We start from the raw sequence: 13,849 nt of genomic DNA, 5'->3' as shown, positions 1-13,849 counted from the left end.
GTGCCTCCCTCCCCCCCCCCCCCCCCGCCACCCCCCCCCCCCCCCCCCCCCCCCCCCCCGCCCCCCCCCCCCCCCCCCCCCCCCCCCCCCCCCCCCCCCCCCCCCGCAGCCTGCCACCGCGCCCGGCCCGCTCGCCCGCGCCGTGCCGCTGGCTGCCCGCGCCCGCGTGGTGTCCGAGGGCGCGATACCACTCGACGCTCCCTCCAAGGTTGCCGGGGGAGGAATCGCTGCCGGTCCGCGGCCCGCCCGGCCCGCGCCGCTCCGGCCCCGTCGTGCCGCCCGGCCTCGTACCGCTGTGCTGCCGGCGCCGTGCGAGCCGCCCGCCGCGCGGGCCTCCGCCGCCGTGTCACCGCGCCGGGCTCGGCCCGCCGCCTGCCGCCCTCCGTCTGTGACCTTCCCGGCCATCGGCCGCTCCGGTTGCCGTGCCCGCGATCCGAACATGCCCTCATCGGGTTCTTTCTGCGTCCAACGCCGGGACAGGCAGCCGGGCGCGAGCAGTGCCCGTCTTCGGCTGCTCGGCGCCCCACGACGGGCCAGCCGGAGGGCCGGAGTACGACGGCGGCCCCCGCGAGCGAGGGCGCTCGCAGGGGCCGACAAAGGTGAACGGGCTGGCAGACGGATTCCCGCCGCGTTCGCCGTCCTCGGGCCGGTCAGAGCGGCTGAGCGTACGGCTCCGGGCGGGTTCCACTCACGGCACCCCGTCTGTCGTCGCTCAGCAGTCCAGATAGGCGACGTGGATCCATACCCCAGTCCGGCCGCCCCAGAGGTCCCCCATGACCCAGGAGCCTTCCTGGCCCCTCGCGTTCATCTTCTGGCCCCTGTTCACCTTCCCCAGGACCGGGTAGTTGGTACCCGGTCCGCCGCGGTAGTTGACGCCGTTGTCATTGACCGTGCAGACAACGTCCTTGACCGCAGCCGGGGCGACGACGCCCGGCGAGACGGTGCCGCTGGGCACTGCCTGTGCTGTTGCCGGAGCCCAGGCGAGCAGGAGCCCGCCGAGCGCAGCAGCAGATGCCAGGGAAGTACGGTGTCGTAGAAGCATGATCGGCCTTTCGCCTCGGGACACGGGCTCCGTCCTGGGCCCGGTCACACTCTTCCGGTGTTCTGCCGGCGGTTGTGCGTGGGCGGGAGCGAGTCGGAACTGCTGCCGGCCGGCCAGGATGTCCTGTTCTCCTGACCGTTCAGCAGCTTTCACCGGCCGATGATCCCGCTCGTCATCCGCGTTGAGTCCAGCATTCCCTCCCGGCCGGGGCCGCGTCGTTGGCACAGAGTGCCCACCTTTTAACCGAGCGTCTCCTCGCGAAAGTCGCGAGGTGGCATCCCGTGAACCCGGCGGAAGGCACGGGAAAAGTCCGCGGGGTGCCGGAAGCCCCAGCGGGCGGCGATGACGTGCACAGGCGTGGACCGCTGGCTGGGATCGGCGAGGTCCCGGCGGGCGCGCTCCAGACGCTGTTCACGAATCCAGGCGGCGATGGTGCGGCCCTCCGGTCGGAAGATCCGGTGCAGGTGACCGACGGAGATGTGGTGGGCCGCGGCGATCACGCCAGGAGTGAGGGCAGGGTCAGCCAGGTGGGAGAGAGCGAAGCTCCGGATACGCATCCGCAGAGCCTGACGATGTCCTTCCTCGGGTAGCCGGTGCTCCGAGGCGCTTAGTTCCTGGGCGAACAGCGCAGCCGCCAAGCTCTGGAGGAGGCCGCCGAAGCGATGGGCGTGAGGGGGCTGCATCGTGTCCGATTCGCGGAATACCCGGGCAAGCGTGTCACCGATCAGCGCCCCCATGCCGGTGCTCCCCGGCAGCGGGCGGGACAGAAGGGGGGCCACCTTGGCTTCCGGGAAGCCCACCGAGGATTTCGGGAGGACCAACGCGACCGCGGAGTGAACGGAGCCGAGGTCGGCGAGCGACCTCATGGAGTACGGGCGGGAGGAGTCGTAGAGCGCCCACTGGCCGACCCCGGACCGGTACTCGACACCCATCTGCTCGGTGCTGATCCCCCCGCGGGTACACATCACCAATTCGTAGCTGCCATTGTCTCCCTGCCGGATCAGACGGGACGTTCGGACGGCATGCAACCCGAGTACGCGGGTGTGTGCCACAGCCGCTGGCCCCAACCTCACGGTGCGCAGGGTGAATCGGAAGTCAGCCGCGTACTCCGAACTGATCCGATGCTGGATGGGCATTGATCGGGCCAACTCGCACCAGGCGTCGAACCTGTCCGCCGGGTCGTAGTCCTCGCTGCGGAGCAACTTGGTGATCATGGAGACTCCATCCGCATCGGTGCCTTGCCGCGGTGTGGCGGCACCGCTCGGAGCGAGCACGCCGGTTCCAGACCCGCCACACCCTTGCAAACGAAGCCGGGTCCAAGGTGATTACGCCGAATCACCCACTTTGGGAGCGGCCTCGTACGGTGATGTGGTTCCGCCGATGGTGACGGGGCCCTTGATGGCCTGTCCGGCATCGGCGGGCCAAGGCGGACTGTGACCCACTGCCCGGCTCCGCGTCGGCTCTACGGCATGGCCGACCGCTACGAGCGCGGCCTCGGGCTGCTCACGCGGCGTTACGCGGAGGGTGCCGTTCAGACCGGCGGCGTATCGGAGGTTGCGGCTGGGATATGGATCAGCCGGTGTCCCAAGCAGACCGGGGCGGGCGCGCTGCCGCACCGGGTCCACGTGTGACGGTCCGGGCCGGTTTCCTCAGGGCAGAGGGCGGTCATGATGCGGGAGGCGGAGGAGGAGCAGACATCATGACAGCCGACCGACGGCCGCGACCGGCCCGGGATGATCGGGAGCTGCGATTGTGGAGGGTCGGCCGGGCCTTGGCCGTCACCTTCGTCGCCGCGGTTCTGGTGGCGGGCGGCGTGTTCTACGGCTTGGTGCGCTCACTGGATTTCCAGGAGATCGACCACACCAGGAAGCTCGATGCCAAGACACTCTTCGACCTGGTGAAACTCTCCTTCGGAGTGGTCGCCGGGGCCGGCGCGCTCGTTGCGCTGGTCGTCGCCTATCGTCGCCAGCGCGTGGACGAAGCCGGCGCCCACCGGGAGGCCACCAGGCTCCACACCGAACGCTTCTCCCAGGCAGTCGAACAACTGGGCTCGAACTCCCCAGCCGTGCGACTCGGTGGCGTACACGCCTTGGCCGGCCTCGCCGACGATGCCCCCGACCAGGCCCTGCGCCAAACCTGTATCGACGTCCTGTGCGCCTATCTCCAGCTCCCCTTCACCCCCGACCCCGGAGAAGACACCGCCCACCAGGAGGAACACCACCGCTACCTGGCCTCCCGCAAGGTCCGGCACACGATCCTGCGTCTCATCGGAGACCACTACCGGCGCCCGCAGGGTACCTACGGCTCCTGGCAGGGCTGCGACTTGGACCTCACGGATGTAACCGTCGACGGCAGCATGGACTTCAGCGGCGCGACGTTCTCCGGCGGCACGGTGTCCTTCGCCGGGGCGACGTTCTCCGGCGGCACGGTGTCCTTCGCCGGGGCGACGTTCTCCGGCGCGGAGGTGTCCTTCCGCGGCGCGACGTTCTCCGGCGGCAGGGTGTTCTTCACCGGCGCGCGGTTCTCCGGCCGCAAGGTGTCGTTCGGCGACGCGCGGTTCTCTGGTGGCACGGTGTCTTTCGCCGGCGCGCGGTTCTCCGGCGGGGAGGTGTCCTTCCGGGGCGTGACGTTCTCCGGTGCCAGGGTGTCCTTCGGCAGCGCCAGGTTCTTCGGCGGAGAGGTGTCCTTCCGCAACGTGACGTTCTGTGACGGAAGCGTGGACTTCGGCGCGGTGTTCTCCGGCGGCGGGGTGTCGTTCCGCGGTTCGACGTTCTCCGGTGGCCAGGTGTCCTTCGCCGGCGCGACGGGTCCCGCTCCTCTTGGGCTGCTCGCTGCCGTCGGCACTGATTCCGCGACAGTGACCCTTTCCTCAGGCTGGCCGCCCGGGGGTGAGTAGCCGGAGTTCGCCCCAAAGGTCTGGTCCGGGGGCGCACGGCCCCTGGATAGCCTTCTGGCATGGAAACAGTCCTGGTGAGCGCGTGTCTGCGCGGAGTGCCGTGCCGATTCGACGGACGGCACAAGGCGTCCCCGGAAATCGAGGCCGCGGTCGCGGGCCGCGAACCGGTCCCCTTCTGCCCGGAGACGGCGGGCGGGCTCGCGACTCCGAGGCGCCCCGCCGAGCTGGTCGGTGGTGACGGACACGCCGTGCTCGACGGCATGGCACGCGTGGTCGACGACATGGGCCGCGACGTGACGGCGGAGTTCGTCGAGGGAGCCCGCCTCGCGCTCGCGGCGGCCCGGCGCGGTGACTGCCAGGAGGCCCTGCTGATGCCGCGAAGCCCCTCATGCGGCCGAGGCATGGTCCACGACGGCTCGTTCACCGGCCGGCTGACGGCGGGCGACGGGGTCACCGCGGCACTGCTCGAACGGAACGGCATCACGGTTCGGCCTGCTCCCGGAGCGTGAAGCTGTCGTCCCTGCCGGGGAGCCGCTCTCCGGCAGGGGAACGCGAGGAAGCGTCCCGCCCGTCCGCCGGACGATCGACCGGAATCAGGCGCGGATCGTGGAGCCACTGGACGGGCCGGAGTGGTCCCGGCTCTTGACGGAGCCGCCGTCTGGTTCCACTGTCGGGAGGCCGAGTTCGGGTGGATGCTCGCCGGTACGACCGGGGCCGGGGTCCACCTGAAGGCGACGGGCGGGGGACGAGTGCCTACGGGCTCGGGTGCGTCGCGATCAAGGACGTCACGGCGTCCGCGTAGCCGACGGGGGCGGGGGACAGCCGCGGCCGGGCGGCGCTCCCGCGTCGGCCGGCTAATCGATCAGGTACTCCCAGAGCGTCGCGGCCGCGGCCAGCTGGGCCAGGAACCAGGCGACGTACACGGCGAAGCCCTGGAGCCGGTAGATGGACACGATGAGCGCAAAACGACTGTGCGTGTACTGCTGGTCCTCGCTGAACGTCGCCGCGTCCGTGACGATGCTGGTGGCCGTCAGGACGACGGCCATGAACAGCGAGTAGAGGAGGAGGTGCGTGAAGGCTCCGCCGGTGAGGAGATTGAGCAGGACAGCCAGGCAGGCGGGCACGGCATAGGCGAGGACGAGGCTCAACGCCCGGACCGGACTCGGGCGGCCGGGAAGCAGGCGCCACAGCGCGCCCAGGGCGAAACCCGCGGCGGCCCACGCGGCCTGGAACGCGATGAACTTCACGACGATCTCCGGGAGCGCGGTGGGCTCGTATCTGAGCTGCATCTGCGCGAAACGTTGTCGCAGGTCCAGCAGCAGCAGCCCTGCGGTGCCCGGGATCCCGAACCAGAAGGCCACGCGCGCGGCGCGGACCGCGTTGTCCCACCAGTGGGCCTCCGGCCCCCAGGCCAGGACGATGTCCATGACGGACATGCGAGCGGGCGGCGGCCTGTCGCTGTCGCATCCGGCCAACAGCCATTGCCGCAAGTCGCGCTGCCGAGCCTCCACCTGGTCCAACGTCATGCTCGCGGCACCCCCTTTGTCGAGAGCCCGCGATTCGTGTTCGAGGAAGCGGTGCTCATGGGCCCGGTCCATCAGTTCACGGCGCCACTCCTCGCTTCTCATCCTGGACAGGCAGAAGGTCTCGCCCAGCCGGCTCAGTACCGACCACCGTCGTCCCACCGAGAGGACTCCGAACAGCGAGGCGATGTTCAACAGGAGCCAGACCGAGTATTGAGCGGCATTCCCGGCGACCGTGGCGCCCTGCAGACCCGCTGTGAAAGCGAAGACCGCCGCGGTGAGCAGTACGTCCGGTCCTTCCGGCCCCAACGCCGACCTCTCCCGATTCTCATCGGACTGCCGACGCGTCCTGATGCGGTAGCTCAAGAGGGCCAAGAGCGCGATCCCCGTCAGGACCCAGCTGTCAGCGAAGATCAACGTCAGGTGGGACAATGAAAAGTTGGCCAGGTACCAGCTGACATATGCTCCGTGACTCTGCCCGGAAACCTGACCTGCAGGCCAGGAACTCCTCTCCCACTGGTTCTCATTCGCCCAGCTGAGACATCCGAGCAGGCCGCCGGCAACCGCTCCGAGGGCCAGGGATGCCACGGTGACACAGAGAACCGGAGCCCTGTTCCATCTGTCTCTCCAGGAGGCGGGGACCATGAGTCCCTCGCGGGCGAAGCGCCATGCCCAGGCGGTCATGGCCGCCAGCCACAACCACACGGCCGCCAGACCCATGAGCACGTAACCGACCTTGCCCAAGACGCTCGGTTCGGTCTTCGAGACCAGGTGCGGCGGCAGGTAGAACAGGTGCGGTGCGATGACCGCCAGTAGCCCGGCCGCCGCCACGGAGATGACCGCGCCTCGTACGGCGCGGGCCTGGAGAGGTGTGCCACCGACCCAAGGGCGGGCGACGAGGGTCAGGGCCAGGCCGGCGGAAATGCACAGGAATGTTTTCCACGGTGGACTGACATTCTGGGAGCCGATCACAAGCAGCATCACGGCGACCGACCCGCTGAGCACGGCCCATTGCAGTACGGCCTGGACAGCGCTGTCCCTGCGGCCGTCGCTCCGGGAGGAAGGGCGCCTCGGCCGCCCGCGCAGCGCGGCCAGCGCGACCACGACCGAGGCGCACACCCACCAGGCCCCGACGCCGATCTTGCTCCAGAACGACCGGCCGAAGGTCAGGATCCACGAGCGCTGCCACGGAAGACCGAGGTCGAATGCGATCCGGTTGGGCGGCCCGCCTTCCCACATCCAGTTACCATTTTCAGGCGAAGCGGATTTCGATGTGTCGTCGAATCTCAGGCCCCCGAGGTCCGCCTCCGCTTTCCAGTAGGATTTCTGCAGGGTCGTCGGGCTGAGGCGAGCCGTCCATGTGCTGCCCTTTTTCCACTTGATCACCCATGGGCCGAGCTTGATGGGGTTGTAATCTCTGATCCATGCATATGATTCATACCTCACTCGAATGTCTTGCCCCTGCCCTTTCACTTCCGGGTCGTCGAACCGCCATTCCGACTGCCGGAGCGACGTGTCCTTCCCGCGCAGCAGGCACTGCATGGCATGCCGATAGCCTTCGGAATGCTTGTCGAGAAGCAGCCGGTCGGCCAGGATCCATTCGGTCATGGGGATCTCGACAGTCATGTCCGAGTGGATTTTGATGGCGTCCCTGTCATGTTGGTCGAATCGAATTACGGCGTTCACGCGGCTGCTCTTGAGCTGACTTTCCCAGCAGCTGCTGTTATCTTTCTCCAGGGCTTCCGAGGGAGAGCACTCCCACCACATCAGGGTCGCAACAATCAATGGCAGTAGCTGCCACCACCGGATCCCCTTCGTCATCCGCCACCTCCTTCCGGAGGAATTTAGCGACGTCGTGCGTAGGATGCCCAGGGACACGCGAAGCGGTTTCGGCAGGCCACCCCATCGGCTGCCGCCCGTGGAATTGCGGGAAAATAGTCCCTGGTTGATACTGGAATCCGATGTGCCGTCAACTGTCTGACGGAGGGGTCATGACCGACATGAACGTTTCCGCTCCCCGAACCCCACTGCGAACCCCACTGCCCCGCTTCGAGGAAGCCGAGGGGCTGGGCCCCGAGGACTCGGAATTCGTCAGGGACATCGTGGCGGTGCTCGCCAAGCACGGCAACCTGGACCGCTTCGGCCTGTGTCTGCTCCACGACCACTTCCCGCTCGCCGCGGACGAGGTCCTCGTGGAGACCAACGACGCCAGGGCCCGCACGCTCCACGTCCACGTGGAGAAGGCGGACAGGACCCGGCATGCCAAAGCGTCGCAGTGGCGTTTCGTCCCGCATGCCGAGCGCGAGCCCGGAGCCGGTCCTGAGGGAGGCCAGTACGAGGAAATCCTGCTCTGTACCCCGCTCGACCTCTGCCCGGGGCGCACGGACGATCACGAGGGCGGCTGAGATCAGTACGGCATGACAAAGGGGCGCCGCCGAGAAGGACGTGCGCCCCCGTGCCACAGAACTTGTTCTTCGGGGTGATGCCCAGGGGCAGGCCCGACAGACCGCGCTGCCTGCCGCCCGGGGAGGCGAGAAAGAAGGCCGTCTGGGCAATGTCGTCGACCGTGCCCGGGCGCTTGTCGTGCGTCTCCTCCACCAGAGCACGGTGACGTTCGTCAGACATCTGGTTGCGGAAGAAGTTGGTGCCGGCGACGTATCCCGCGGAGATGACGTTGCAGGTGACGCCGCTGGGAGCGAGCTCGGCGGACAACGAGGCGTTCCACGCGGCCAAAGCCGCCTGGGCCGCACCGTAGGAGGCATGAGCCCGCACGGCTGTGCCTGATCCCCATCGGCGCCTTGGAATTCCACGGGCTGTTGCGATCTTTCTTGCTGTCAGGGTCTCCCACCACCTGTCCGGCTGGAGCGTGAGGGGCCGGAGAACCACTCGTCGGCCGCCACCAGGTTGCCTCAGGCGACGGCACCCGGCGGCCGCCGATCGGTCCTCCGTTCGGGCGAGGGCACGCTGCGCCGCTGCACGGAAATCGGCGGCCGAGGCGCGAACCTGGTGCTCCGGTGGGCCGTAGAAGCCGCCACGGCGATTCCACGGCCGGCCTGGCGGGTCGTCCGGACGCGGAACGTCCAGCGGTCGATCATGGCTGCGGTGGCCGCCGGCGCGCTGGGCCTCGGCACCGGCTGCGATCACGCATCCGGTTCGCGAAGACGATGGGAGCATGACAGATGAAAACTGCTGTTCGTGGTGGCCGGCCGACCGTCGTGCCACTGCTCGCCATGGCGCTGCTGTTCGCCGGGGCGGCCCGGGCCGGCGCCGCGGAGCCCACGACCGACGCCACCTGCGTGATGCGCGGTCACGGAGTCTTCGCCAACGCGGTCGGTCTGGGAGGTACCGACATCGCTCTGCCCAACACACTCGCCATGACCGGCACCGTGACGTGTGTCGACGCCACCGGAGCGCCCACGGCCACCGGTACGTTCGAGCGGACGGTCACCATGCCGGCCGCACAGTGCACCGGCGACGAACACGGGGACACGGCCACCACGACCGTGCACTGGACCGACGCCACCGCTTCCACCTTCCGCTTCGACAGAATCGATGTGGTCAAGGTGAACGGCACCGCCTCACTGGTCGTCTCCGGCGGTGTCACCACCGACAGCGCACGCTACGCGGGCGACACCATCAACGCGGTGGGCACCAGCACCGGTGCCGGCTGCGGTACCCCGGCCGGCGAGACCGCCCTCGACTCGACCCTCGTGGTCCGCCTCACCCACTGACCGGTACGCACCCCGCGCGGGAAGGAAGACCCGACATGCCGCTCCACCAGGCCGAACCGCAACAGGCCCAGGACAGCCACACGACGCCCAAAGCCCGGATCTACGCGATGCTGGACACGGACGGAGACGGAATCGCCTCCAGGGACGACTACTTCGTCCGGATCGAACGCGCCCGGCAGGCCACCCGACGCGGCGACGACGACCCCCTGGTTCTCGTCGCGCACGCCGAGGGCGAACGGGCCTGGGCCGCGATGGACGCCAACGGCGACGGTGTGATGACCTACGAGGAGTACATCTCCTGGGTGGACGCCGAGAAGTTCGACACCGTCTGCCAGTACGCCCTGGGCGCGCTCTTCGACCTCGCCGACGCCGATCAGGACGGCGCCCTGGATCGTCGGCAGTTCACCCTGCTGCGCCAGGCGCTCGGCAATCACGCCGACAGCGCCGACGCGGCCTTCGACGCCCTGGACGGAGACGGTGACGGGCGCGTCAGCCGCCAGGAGTACCTGGCCGCGATCCGTGCCTACGTCACAGGCGACACGTCCCCCATGGGCGACGCCCTGTACTGACGAATGGCGGCACCTCGCCTCCGGCGCTTGGCACCGGCATCGAGCTACGAGCCCCCGCGACGGCAACCGGCGCGTCTGCCCGCGCCGGCGTGACGTAGGGCCGGTCCTCCGTCGCGTCGAAGCGCCCGCCGCCGCAGAGCCGGCCGGGCCGGGGTCGAACGCGGTGCCGGAGAGGGCCGAAGCGACCAGGAGCACGGCGAGGTCCGCGGCGGGAAAGTCCTGGACGGTGCCGTCCGCCGCAGGAACCGCCGTGAGGGAAGAGCACGGTGGCTGGACGAAGGGCCCGTCCACCCTGCGCCGACGGTCACCGTGCGCAGGCCGAGTCGATGGTCCGCGAGGGCTCCCACCCAGCCCCGGCAACGACGCGGCCCCTGCGAGCGCGGAGCACGTAGACCGCCTCCTTCCACGCCTGCCGCGGTCGAGGACTCCCGCGAGCGGTTCCCCCTGACCGGGCCGGTGGCCGACAACATAACCCCTTGCGAGTTCTGGGACCGGCCCGCCGAAGCGCCGACCGCACTCGACAACGACGTCCCGGCCCTGCTGGTCGCCGCCACCGGCGGCCCCCGCACCCCCTACTCCGGAGCCGAGGCCATGCGCGGGCAGTGGCCCGGCTCCCGGCTCCTCACCGTTAAGGGCGCCCGCCAGCACGGCTTGTACGGCGAGTACGGCAACGCGTGTGTCGACAACCTGGTCAACGCCTACCCGCGCACGAGACGGCTGCCCCCGCGCGACCCGACCTGCGCCGCCTCGGGCCCGCGCCCGGGCGGGGCGGTTCCGACAGGGGTCTGGGGCAGGGAGTTCCCCGTCGGAAAGTTCCATGTGCCCGGCTGCCTCGCCCATGGAACGTCGTCCGTCACGCCTCTGTGCTTCCGCGTCCCCCGTAGCCCCGTCCGCTCCGGGTGACTGTCCCGCGACGGCAGATCGGCGAGCTCACCGGCGGTGGCCCATGGGTATCGCCGTGCGGGATGGTCCCCGCACCGCGATGGGTGGTGTCCTCGCACGTCCGGCGGCCGCGGTCAGTAGTTTCGGTATTCAGTGGTTCAGCGTTCAGTGGTTCGCGGTTCAAGAGGGGTCCGTCGTGCCGTACGCGGTACCGGATACTTGCCAGCCACTGCCGCCACACTCAGAGGAGGCCCTTATGCGACGCGTCCGGAACCTCGCACGCCGGGTCGCAGCCGGCGCCCTGGTCTCTTCCCTCTCCGTCGCCGTCCCGGCCACGGCCGCCCCCGGCTCACCTGCCTGTGATCACGTCACCCTGTCCTGGGCAGGTGGTACGGCCAAGCAGGGCGGCGGCAGCGACCGGCAGGAGACGGCCCGCGCCCAGGTGAAGAACTCCGGGGAGCGTGCCTGCTCCCTGCTCGGCGCGCCGTCGGTCAAGCTCACCACGAACGGCGTGCCGGAAACGCTGCTCCAACAGCGGGGAGGCGAGAGCGTGGATCTCGCCCCCGGCAAGACCGCGACGTTCACCATCACCTTCCTCGGCGACACCGGGAAGAACGGGAACGAGACCATCCGTCCCGACCAGGCCGTGGTCACCCTCCCCGGCGGCACCGTGAAGACCCTCGCGTGGCCGTGGGGCAGCGTCACCCGGCAGGAGGCCGCCAGCCGCCCGGGCAACTACGTCAGCCCGGTCACCTGACCCGCACCAGCCCCCGGCCGCCCCGGGCCCCAGGGGGAGAACCGGTGGTGTCATGAGGTCAGCGTGATGTGCCGGGTCTCGTCGGTCGTGTCCACACATTCCTGGTACGGGTTCGGATCGCCCTGCCGTTCCTGGCAGCGCCACACGGTACCGTCCGCGTCGATCGTGGTGACCGCTCCGCTTCCCCGCGTCCCGGTCTTGGTGTAGGCGCCCGCCACCCGCAGGGCGACCGCGCAGTCCTGCGCGCTTCCGGCCGACACCGCCAGACCCGTGGCACCGTCCGTGCCACAGAGCACACTCGGTGCCCCCGCGCCGACGGTTCCGGCGGAGACCGCCTCCGGGGCGGAAAGCCCCAACAGGGCCAGGCTCAGCAGCGCCCCTGCCCTCACTGTTCCCATTCGGTTCATACGCAGATCCCATGATCTCGGCATTGGTCAGGACGACGGCTGTCATCGGCCCCTGGACCGGTAGGCAGAGCCTACGGACCAGGAGCCCGGAGTCCCTCGCCCCCCACGATGAGCCCGCCCCCAGAGCAGCGCCACTTGTACGACCCACCTCGGGTACTCGGCGAACGACTGCTCACCGCTCGGCCGCTATCGCCCGCAGGTAGCCGCCCAGCCGGGCGATGGCCGACGGGTTGCGGGGGGCTTTCGACCAGGTCGGCGTGGTGAGGGAGGCGACCTGACGATGACGTCCGGGCTCCGCTGGACCAGGGTCTCCCAGTCGACCGTGGTCTATGAGTCCGCCACGCCGTGCATGACGTTGACGCCGCCGGCCTCGGAGACGATCTGCTCCGGGGCGGCGTAGCGGCCAGAAGTGAAGGACGCCTGGGCCAAGCCCGAGCGGACCGCGGCCTCGTGACAGCGCGCGGGCGCGGCGCGAGCAGGGCCGGACGGGTACGGCACCACGTGCGCGGGACGGCAGACCGCGCGGCCGGCGGCCCGTGCGAGCGGGGCCGGGACGACGACGCCTACTCCCGGGATGTCCGGCCGGTATGCCCGCCTTCCGCTTCGCACCCGCCCGGTCGGTCCCTGTTCGGCCCGGCGCCGTGCAACGCGCGGCGACCGGCGTGCGCTGCGGGAGCGGGACGATCGGCGTCTCGAGCAGGCCGCTGTACGCGGGCTTCCACCCCGCTTCCACGACGCCCCGGGCGCGCCGGCGACCCCTCCGCGAAGTCGCCTGTACCTCTGGATGGGGCAGCTGGAGCGGCCTGCCGAAGCCGCACGCGTTGCCGTCGCGAGGTGGCTGAGGCGGGACCAGCGACGTCCGTCTGTCACTCCTTCGGTCCCATATCACGGCCCTCCGAGGGGCGTGCGTGCGCCGACCGGCTGAGGCTTCCTTACGACACGACTGAAAATGACGTAGGTGAGGGTGGTGGCGATGGCGAAGCGCACGCGGGCGTTGGCGTCGGAGTTCCTCGGAACTTTGCTCCTGGTCTTCTTCGCCGTGGGCTGCGCGGTTCTGGGGGTCGAGTTCCTCGGCACCGTGGGGATCGCGCTGGCCTTCGGCTTCGTGCTGCTCGCCCTGGCCTACGCGCTCGGGCCGATCTCCGGATGTCACGTCAATCCGGCGGTGACCCTGGGCATGCTGTGCGCCCGCCGCATCGACGTGCCCACCGCGATCGGCTACTGGATCGCGCAGTTCGTCGGCGGCATCGCCGGGGCGGCCCTGCTTTTTCTGCTCGCCAAGCAAGTGCCCGGCTTCCACGCCGACGGCGCCTTCGGCAGCAACGGCTACGGGGACCGGTCCGCGGTGCACATCAACACCGGCGGCGCGTTCCTCGCCGAGGTCGTCCTCACCTTCCTCCTCGTGTTCGTGGTGCTCGGGGTGACGCACCGGGTCGCGGTCGTCGGCTTCGACGGCCTCCCGATCGGCATCGCCCTCGCCGTCATCCACCTCCTCGGCATCCCGCTGACCGGCACGTCGGTCAATCCGGCGCGCAGCCTCGGCCCGGCCCTGTTCGCCGGTGGTTCCGCGCTGTCGCAGCTGTGGTTGTTCATCGTTGCGCCGCTGGTCGGCGGTCTGCTCGCGGCGCTCGTCCACCACGTGACGCACCCGGCGGGCGAGGAGCGCACGATCGCCGACAAGGTGCCGGCGGCCTGAGGGCTCGTCAGCCGAGCAGTTCCGCGACGATTACGGCGAACTCGTCGGGGATGGCGAGGCGGCCGCCGGGGGACTCGACGTTCGCACGCTTGGAGCCCGCTCCTCGGTGCGCTACCGTCGCGCGATGATGCTGCTGGCCTCGGCTGGCGGAGGAGTGGAACGCGGATCCGAAGCCCTTCGTATCGACGAAGACCGCCGACGAAATCCTCGAATCCCTCGCCGCATACTGCCGACAATTAACGACTCAGGACACTAGGGTCCGTCTTCAAAGATCATCGGGTGGTGGATCATGGTGGGGTGATAGGTCGCCATGAACTCACTGATCAGGAGTGGGAGTTGCTCGCTC

The 13,849-nt window shown here is 69.7% G+C and carries 12 protein-coding genes and 2 pseudogenes; 8 read left to right on the top strand and 6 right to left on the bottom strand.

From position 1 onward, the window contains the following. Positions 1 to 712: 712 nt before the first annotated feature. Together ACZ4W9_RS38025 and ACZ4W9_RS38020 are read right to left on the bottom strand one after the other, a co-directional pair. A complete protein-coding gene (locus ACZ4W9_RS38025; protein ID WP_467943801.1) occupies positions 713 to 955 on the bottom strand; it encodes an SH3 domain-containing protein in 243 nt (80 codons plus the stop codon). 326 nt (positions 956 to 1,281) lie between these two features. Next, positions 1,282 to 2,256, bottom strand: a complete 975-nt coding sequence (locus ACZ4W9_RS38020; protein WP_467943800.1) for a helix-turn-helix domain-containing protein — start codon at positions 2,254 to 2,256, stop codon at positions 1,282 to 1,284. 413 nt (positions 2,257 to 2,669) lie between these two features. On the opposite strand from ACZ4W9_RS38020, the gene ACZ4W9_RS38015 reads away from it, so the two are divergent. Next, positions 2,670 to 3,938: a pentapeptide repeat-containing protein gene (locus tag ACZ4W9_RS38015; RefSeq protein ID WP_467943799.1), complete on the top strand. Its 1,269-nt coding sequence runs from the start codon at positions 2,670 to 2,672 to the stop codon at positions 3,936 to 3,938. Positions 3,939 to 3,997: 59 nt separating this feature from the next. Further along, positions 3,998 to 4,447, top strand: a complete 450-nt coding sequence (locus ACZ4W9_RS38010; protein WP_467943798.1) for a 2-thiouracil desulfurase family protein — start codon at positions 3,998 to 4,000, stop codon at positions 4,445 to 4,447. 345 nt (positions 4,448 to 4,792) lie between these two features. Here the strand turns inward: ACZ4W9_RS38010 and ACZ4W9_RS38005 are convergent, their stop codons facing one another. Further along, on the bottom strand, positions 4,793 to 7,282 hold the full coding sequence (locus ACZ4W9_RS38005; RefSeq protein WP_467943797.1) for a DUF6185 family protein: 2,490 nt from the start codon (positions 7,280 to 7,282) through the stop codon (positions 4,793 to 4,795). A gap of 170 nt (positions 7,283 to 7,452) precedes the next feature. Here ACZ4W9_RS38005 and ACZ4W9_RS38000 point away from each other — a divergent pair, with 170 nt between their 5' ends. Then, on the top strand, positions 7,453 to 7,866 hold the full coding sequence (locus ACZ4W9_RS38000; protein WP_467943796.1) for a hypothetical protein: 414 nt from the start codon (positions 7,453 to 7,455) through the stop codon (positions 7,864 to 7,866). A gap of 127 nt (positions 7,867 to 7,993) precedes the next feature. Here the strand turns inward: ACZ4W9_RS38000 and ACZ4W9_RS37995 are convergent. Then, positions 7,994 to 8,635: pseudogene (locus tag ACZ4W9_RS37995) on the bottom strand (SDR family oxidoreductase); the annotation flags it as partial. Between the two features lie 5 nt (positions 8,636 to 8,640). Between ACZ4W9_RS37995 and ACZ4W9_RS37990 the strand changes: the two are divergent. The 4 genes from ACZ4W9_RS37990 (at position 8,641) to ACZ4W9_RS37975 (ending at position 11,400) form a co-directional block, all read left to right on the top strand. Continuing rightward, on the top strand, positions 8,641 to 9,192 hold the full coding sequence (locus tag ACZ4W9_RS37990; RefSeq protein ID WP_467943795.1) for a hypothetical protein: 552 nt from the start codon (positions 8,641 to 8,643) through the stop codon (positions 9,190 to 9,192). Positions 9,193 to 9,227: 35 nt separating this feature from the next. After that, entirely contained in the window at positions 9,228 to 9,761 is a 534-nt protein-coding gene (locus ACZ4W9_RS37985) for an EF-hand domain-containing protein (protein WP_467943794.1), read from the top strand. Between the two features lie 456 nt (positions 9,762 to 10,217). Then, the gene (locus tag ACZ4W9_RS37980) at positions 10,218 to 10,664 is read left to right on the top strand and encodes an alpha/beta hydrolase (RefSeq protein WP_467943793.1); all 447 of its coding nucleotides are present in this window, start codon (positions 10,218 to 10,220) and stop codon (positions 10,662 to 10,664) included. A 235-nt stretch (positions 10,665 to 10,899) separates the two neighbouring features. Continuing rightward, positions 10,900 to 11,400 carry a DUF4232 domain-containing protein gene (locus ACZ4W9_RS37975; RefSeq protein ID WP_467943792.1) on the top strand — a complete coding sequence of 167 codons (501 nt, stop codon included), beginning with the start codon at positions 10,900 to 10,902 and terminating at the stop codon, positions 11,398 to 11,400. Between the two features lie 50 nt (positions 11,401 to 11,450). Here ACZ4W9_RS37975 and ACZ4W9_RS37970 read toward each other — a convergent pair whose 3' ends face one another. After that, positions 11,451 to 11,798, bottom strand: a complete 348-nt coding sequence (locus tag ACZ4W9_RS37970; RefSeq protein WP_467943791.1) for a hypothetical protein — start codon at positions 11,796 to 11,798, stop codon at positions 11,451 to 11,453. Positions 11,799 to 11,979: 181 nt separating this feature from the next. Further along, positions 11,980 to 12,221: pseudogene (locus tag ACZ4W9_RS37965) on the bottom strand (ABC transporter substrate-binding protein); the annotation flags it as partial. Positions 12,222 to 12,780: 559 nt separating this feature from the next. Here ACZ4W9_RS37965 and ACZ4W9_RS37960 point away from each other — a divergent pair. Continuing rightward, positions 12,781 to 13,503: an MIP family channel protein gene (locus tag ACZ4W9_RS37960; protein WP_467943790.1), complete on the top strand. Its 723-nt coding sequence runs from the start codon at positions 12,781 to 12,783 to the stop codon at positions 13,501 to 13,503. Positions 13,504 to 13,849: the final 346 nt, after the last annotated feature.

This window comes from Streptomyces sp. NPDC029296 (genome assembly GCF_055569255.1).
The sequence above is the reverse complement of the archived record's forward strand: the minus strand, read 5'-3'. Positions and strand labels throughout refer to the sequence as shown.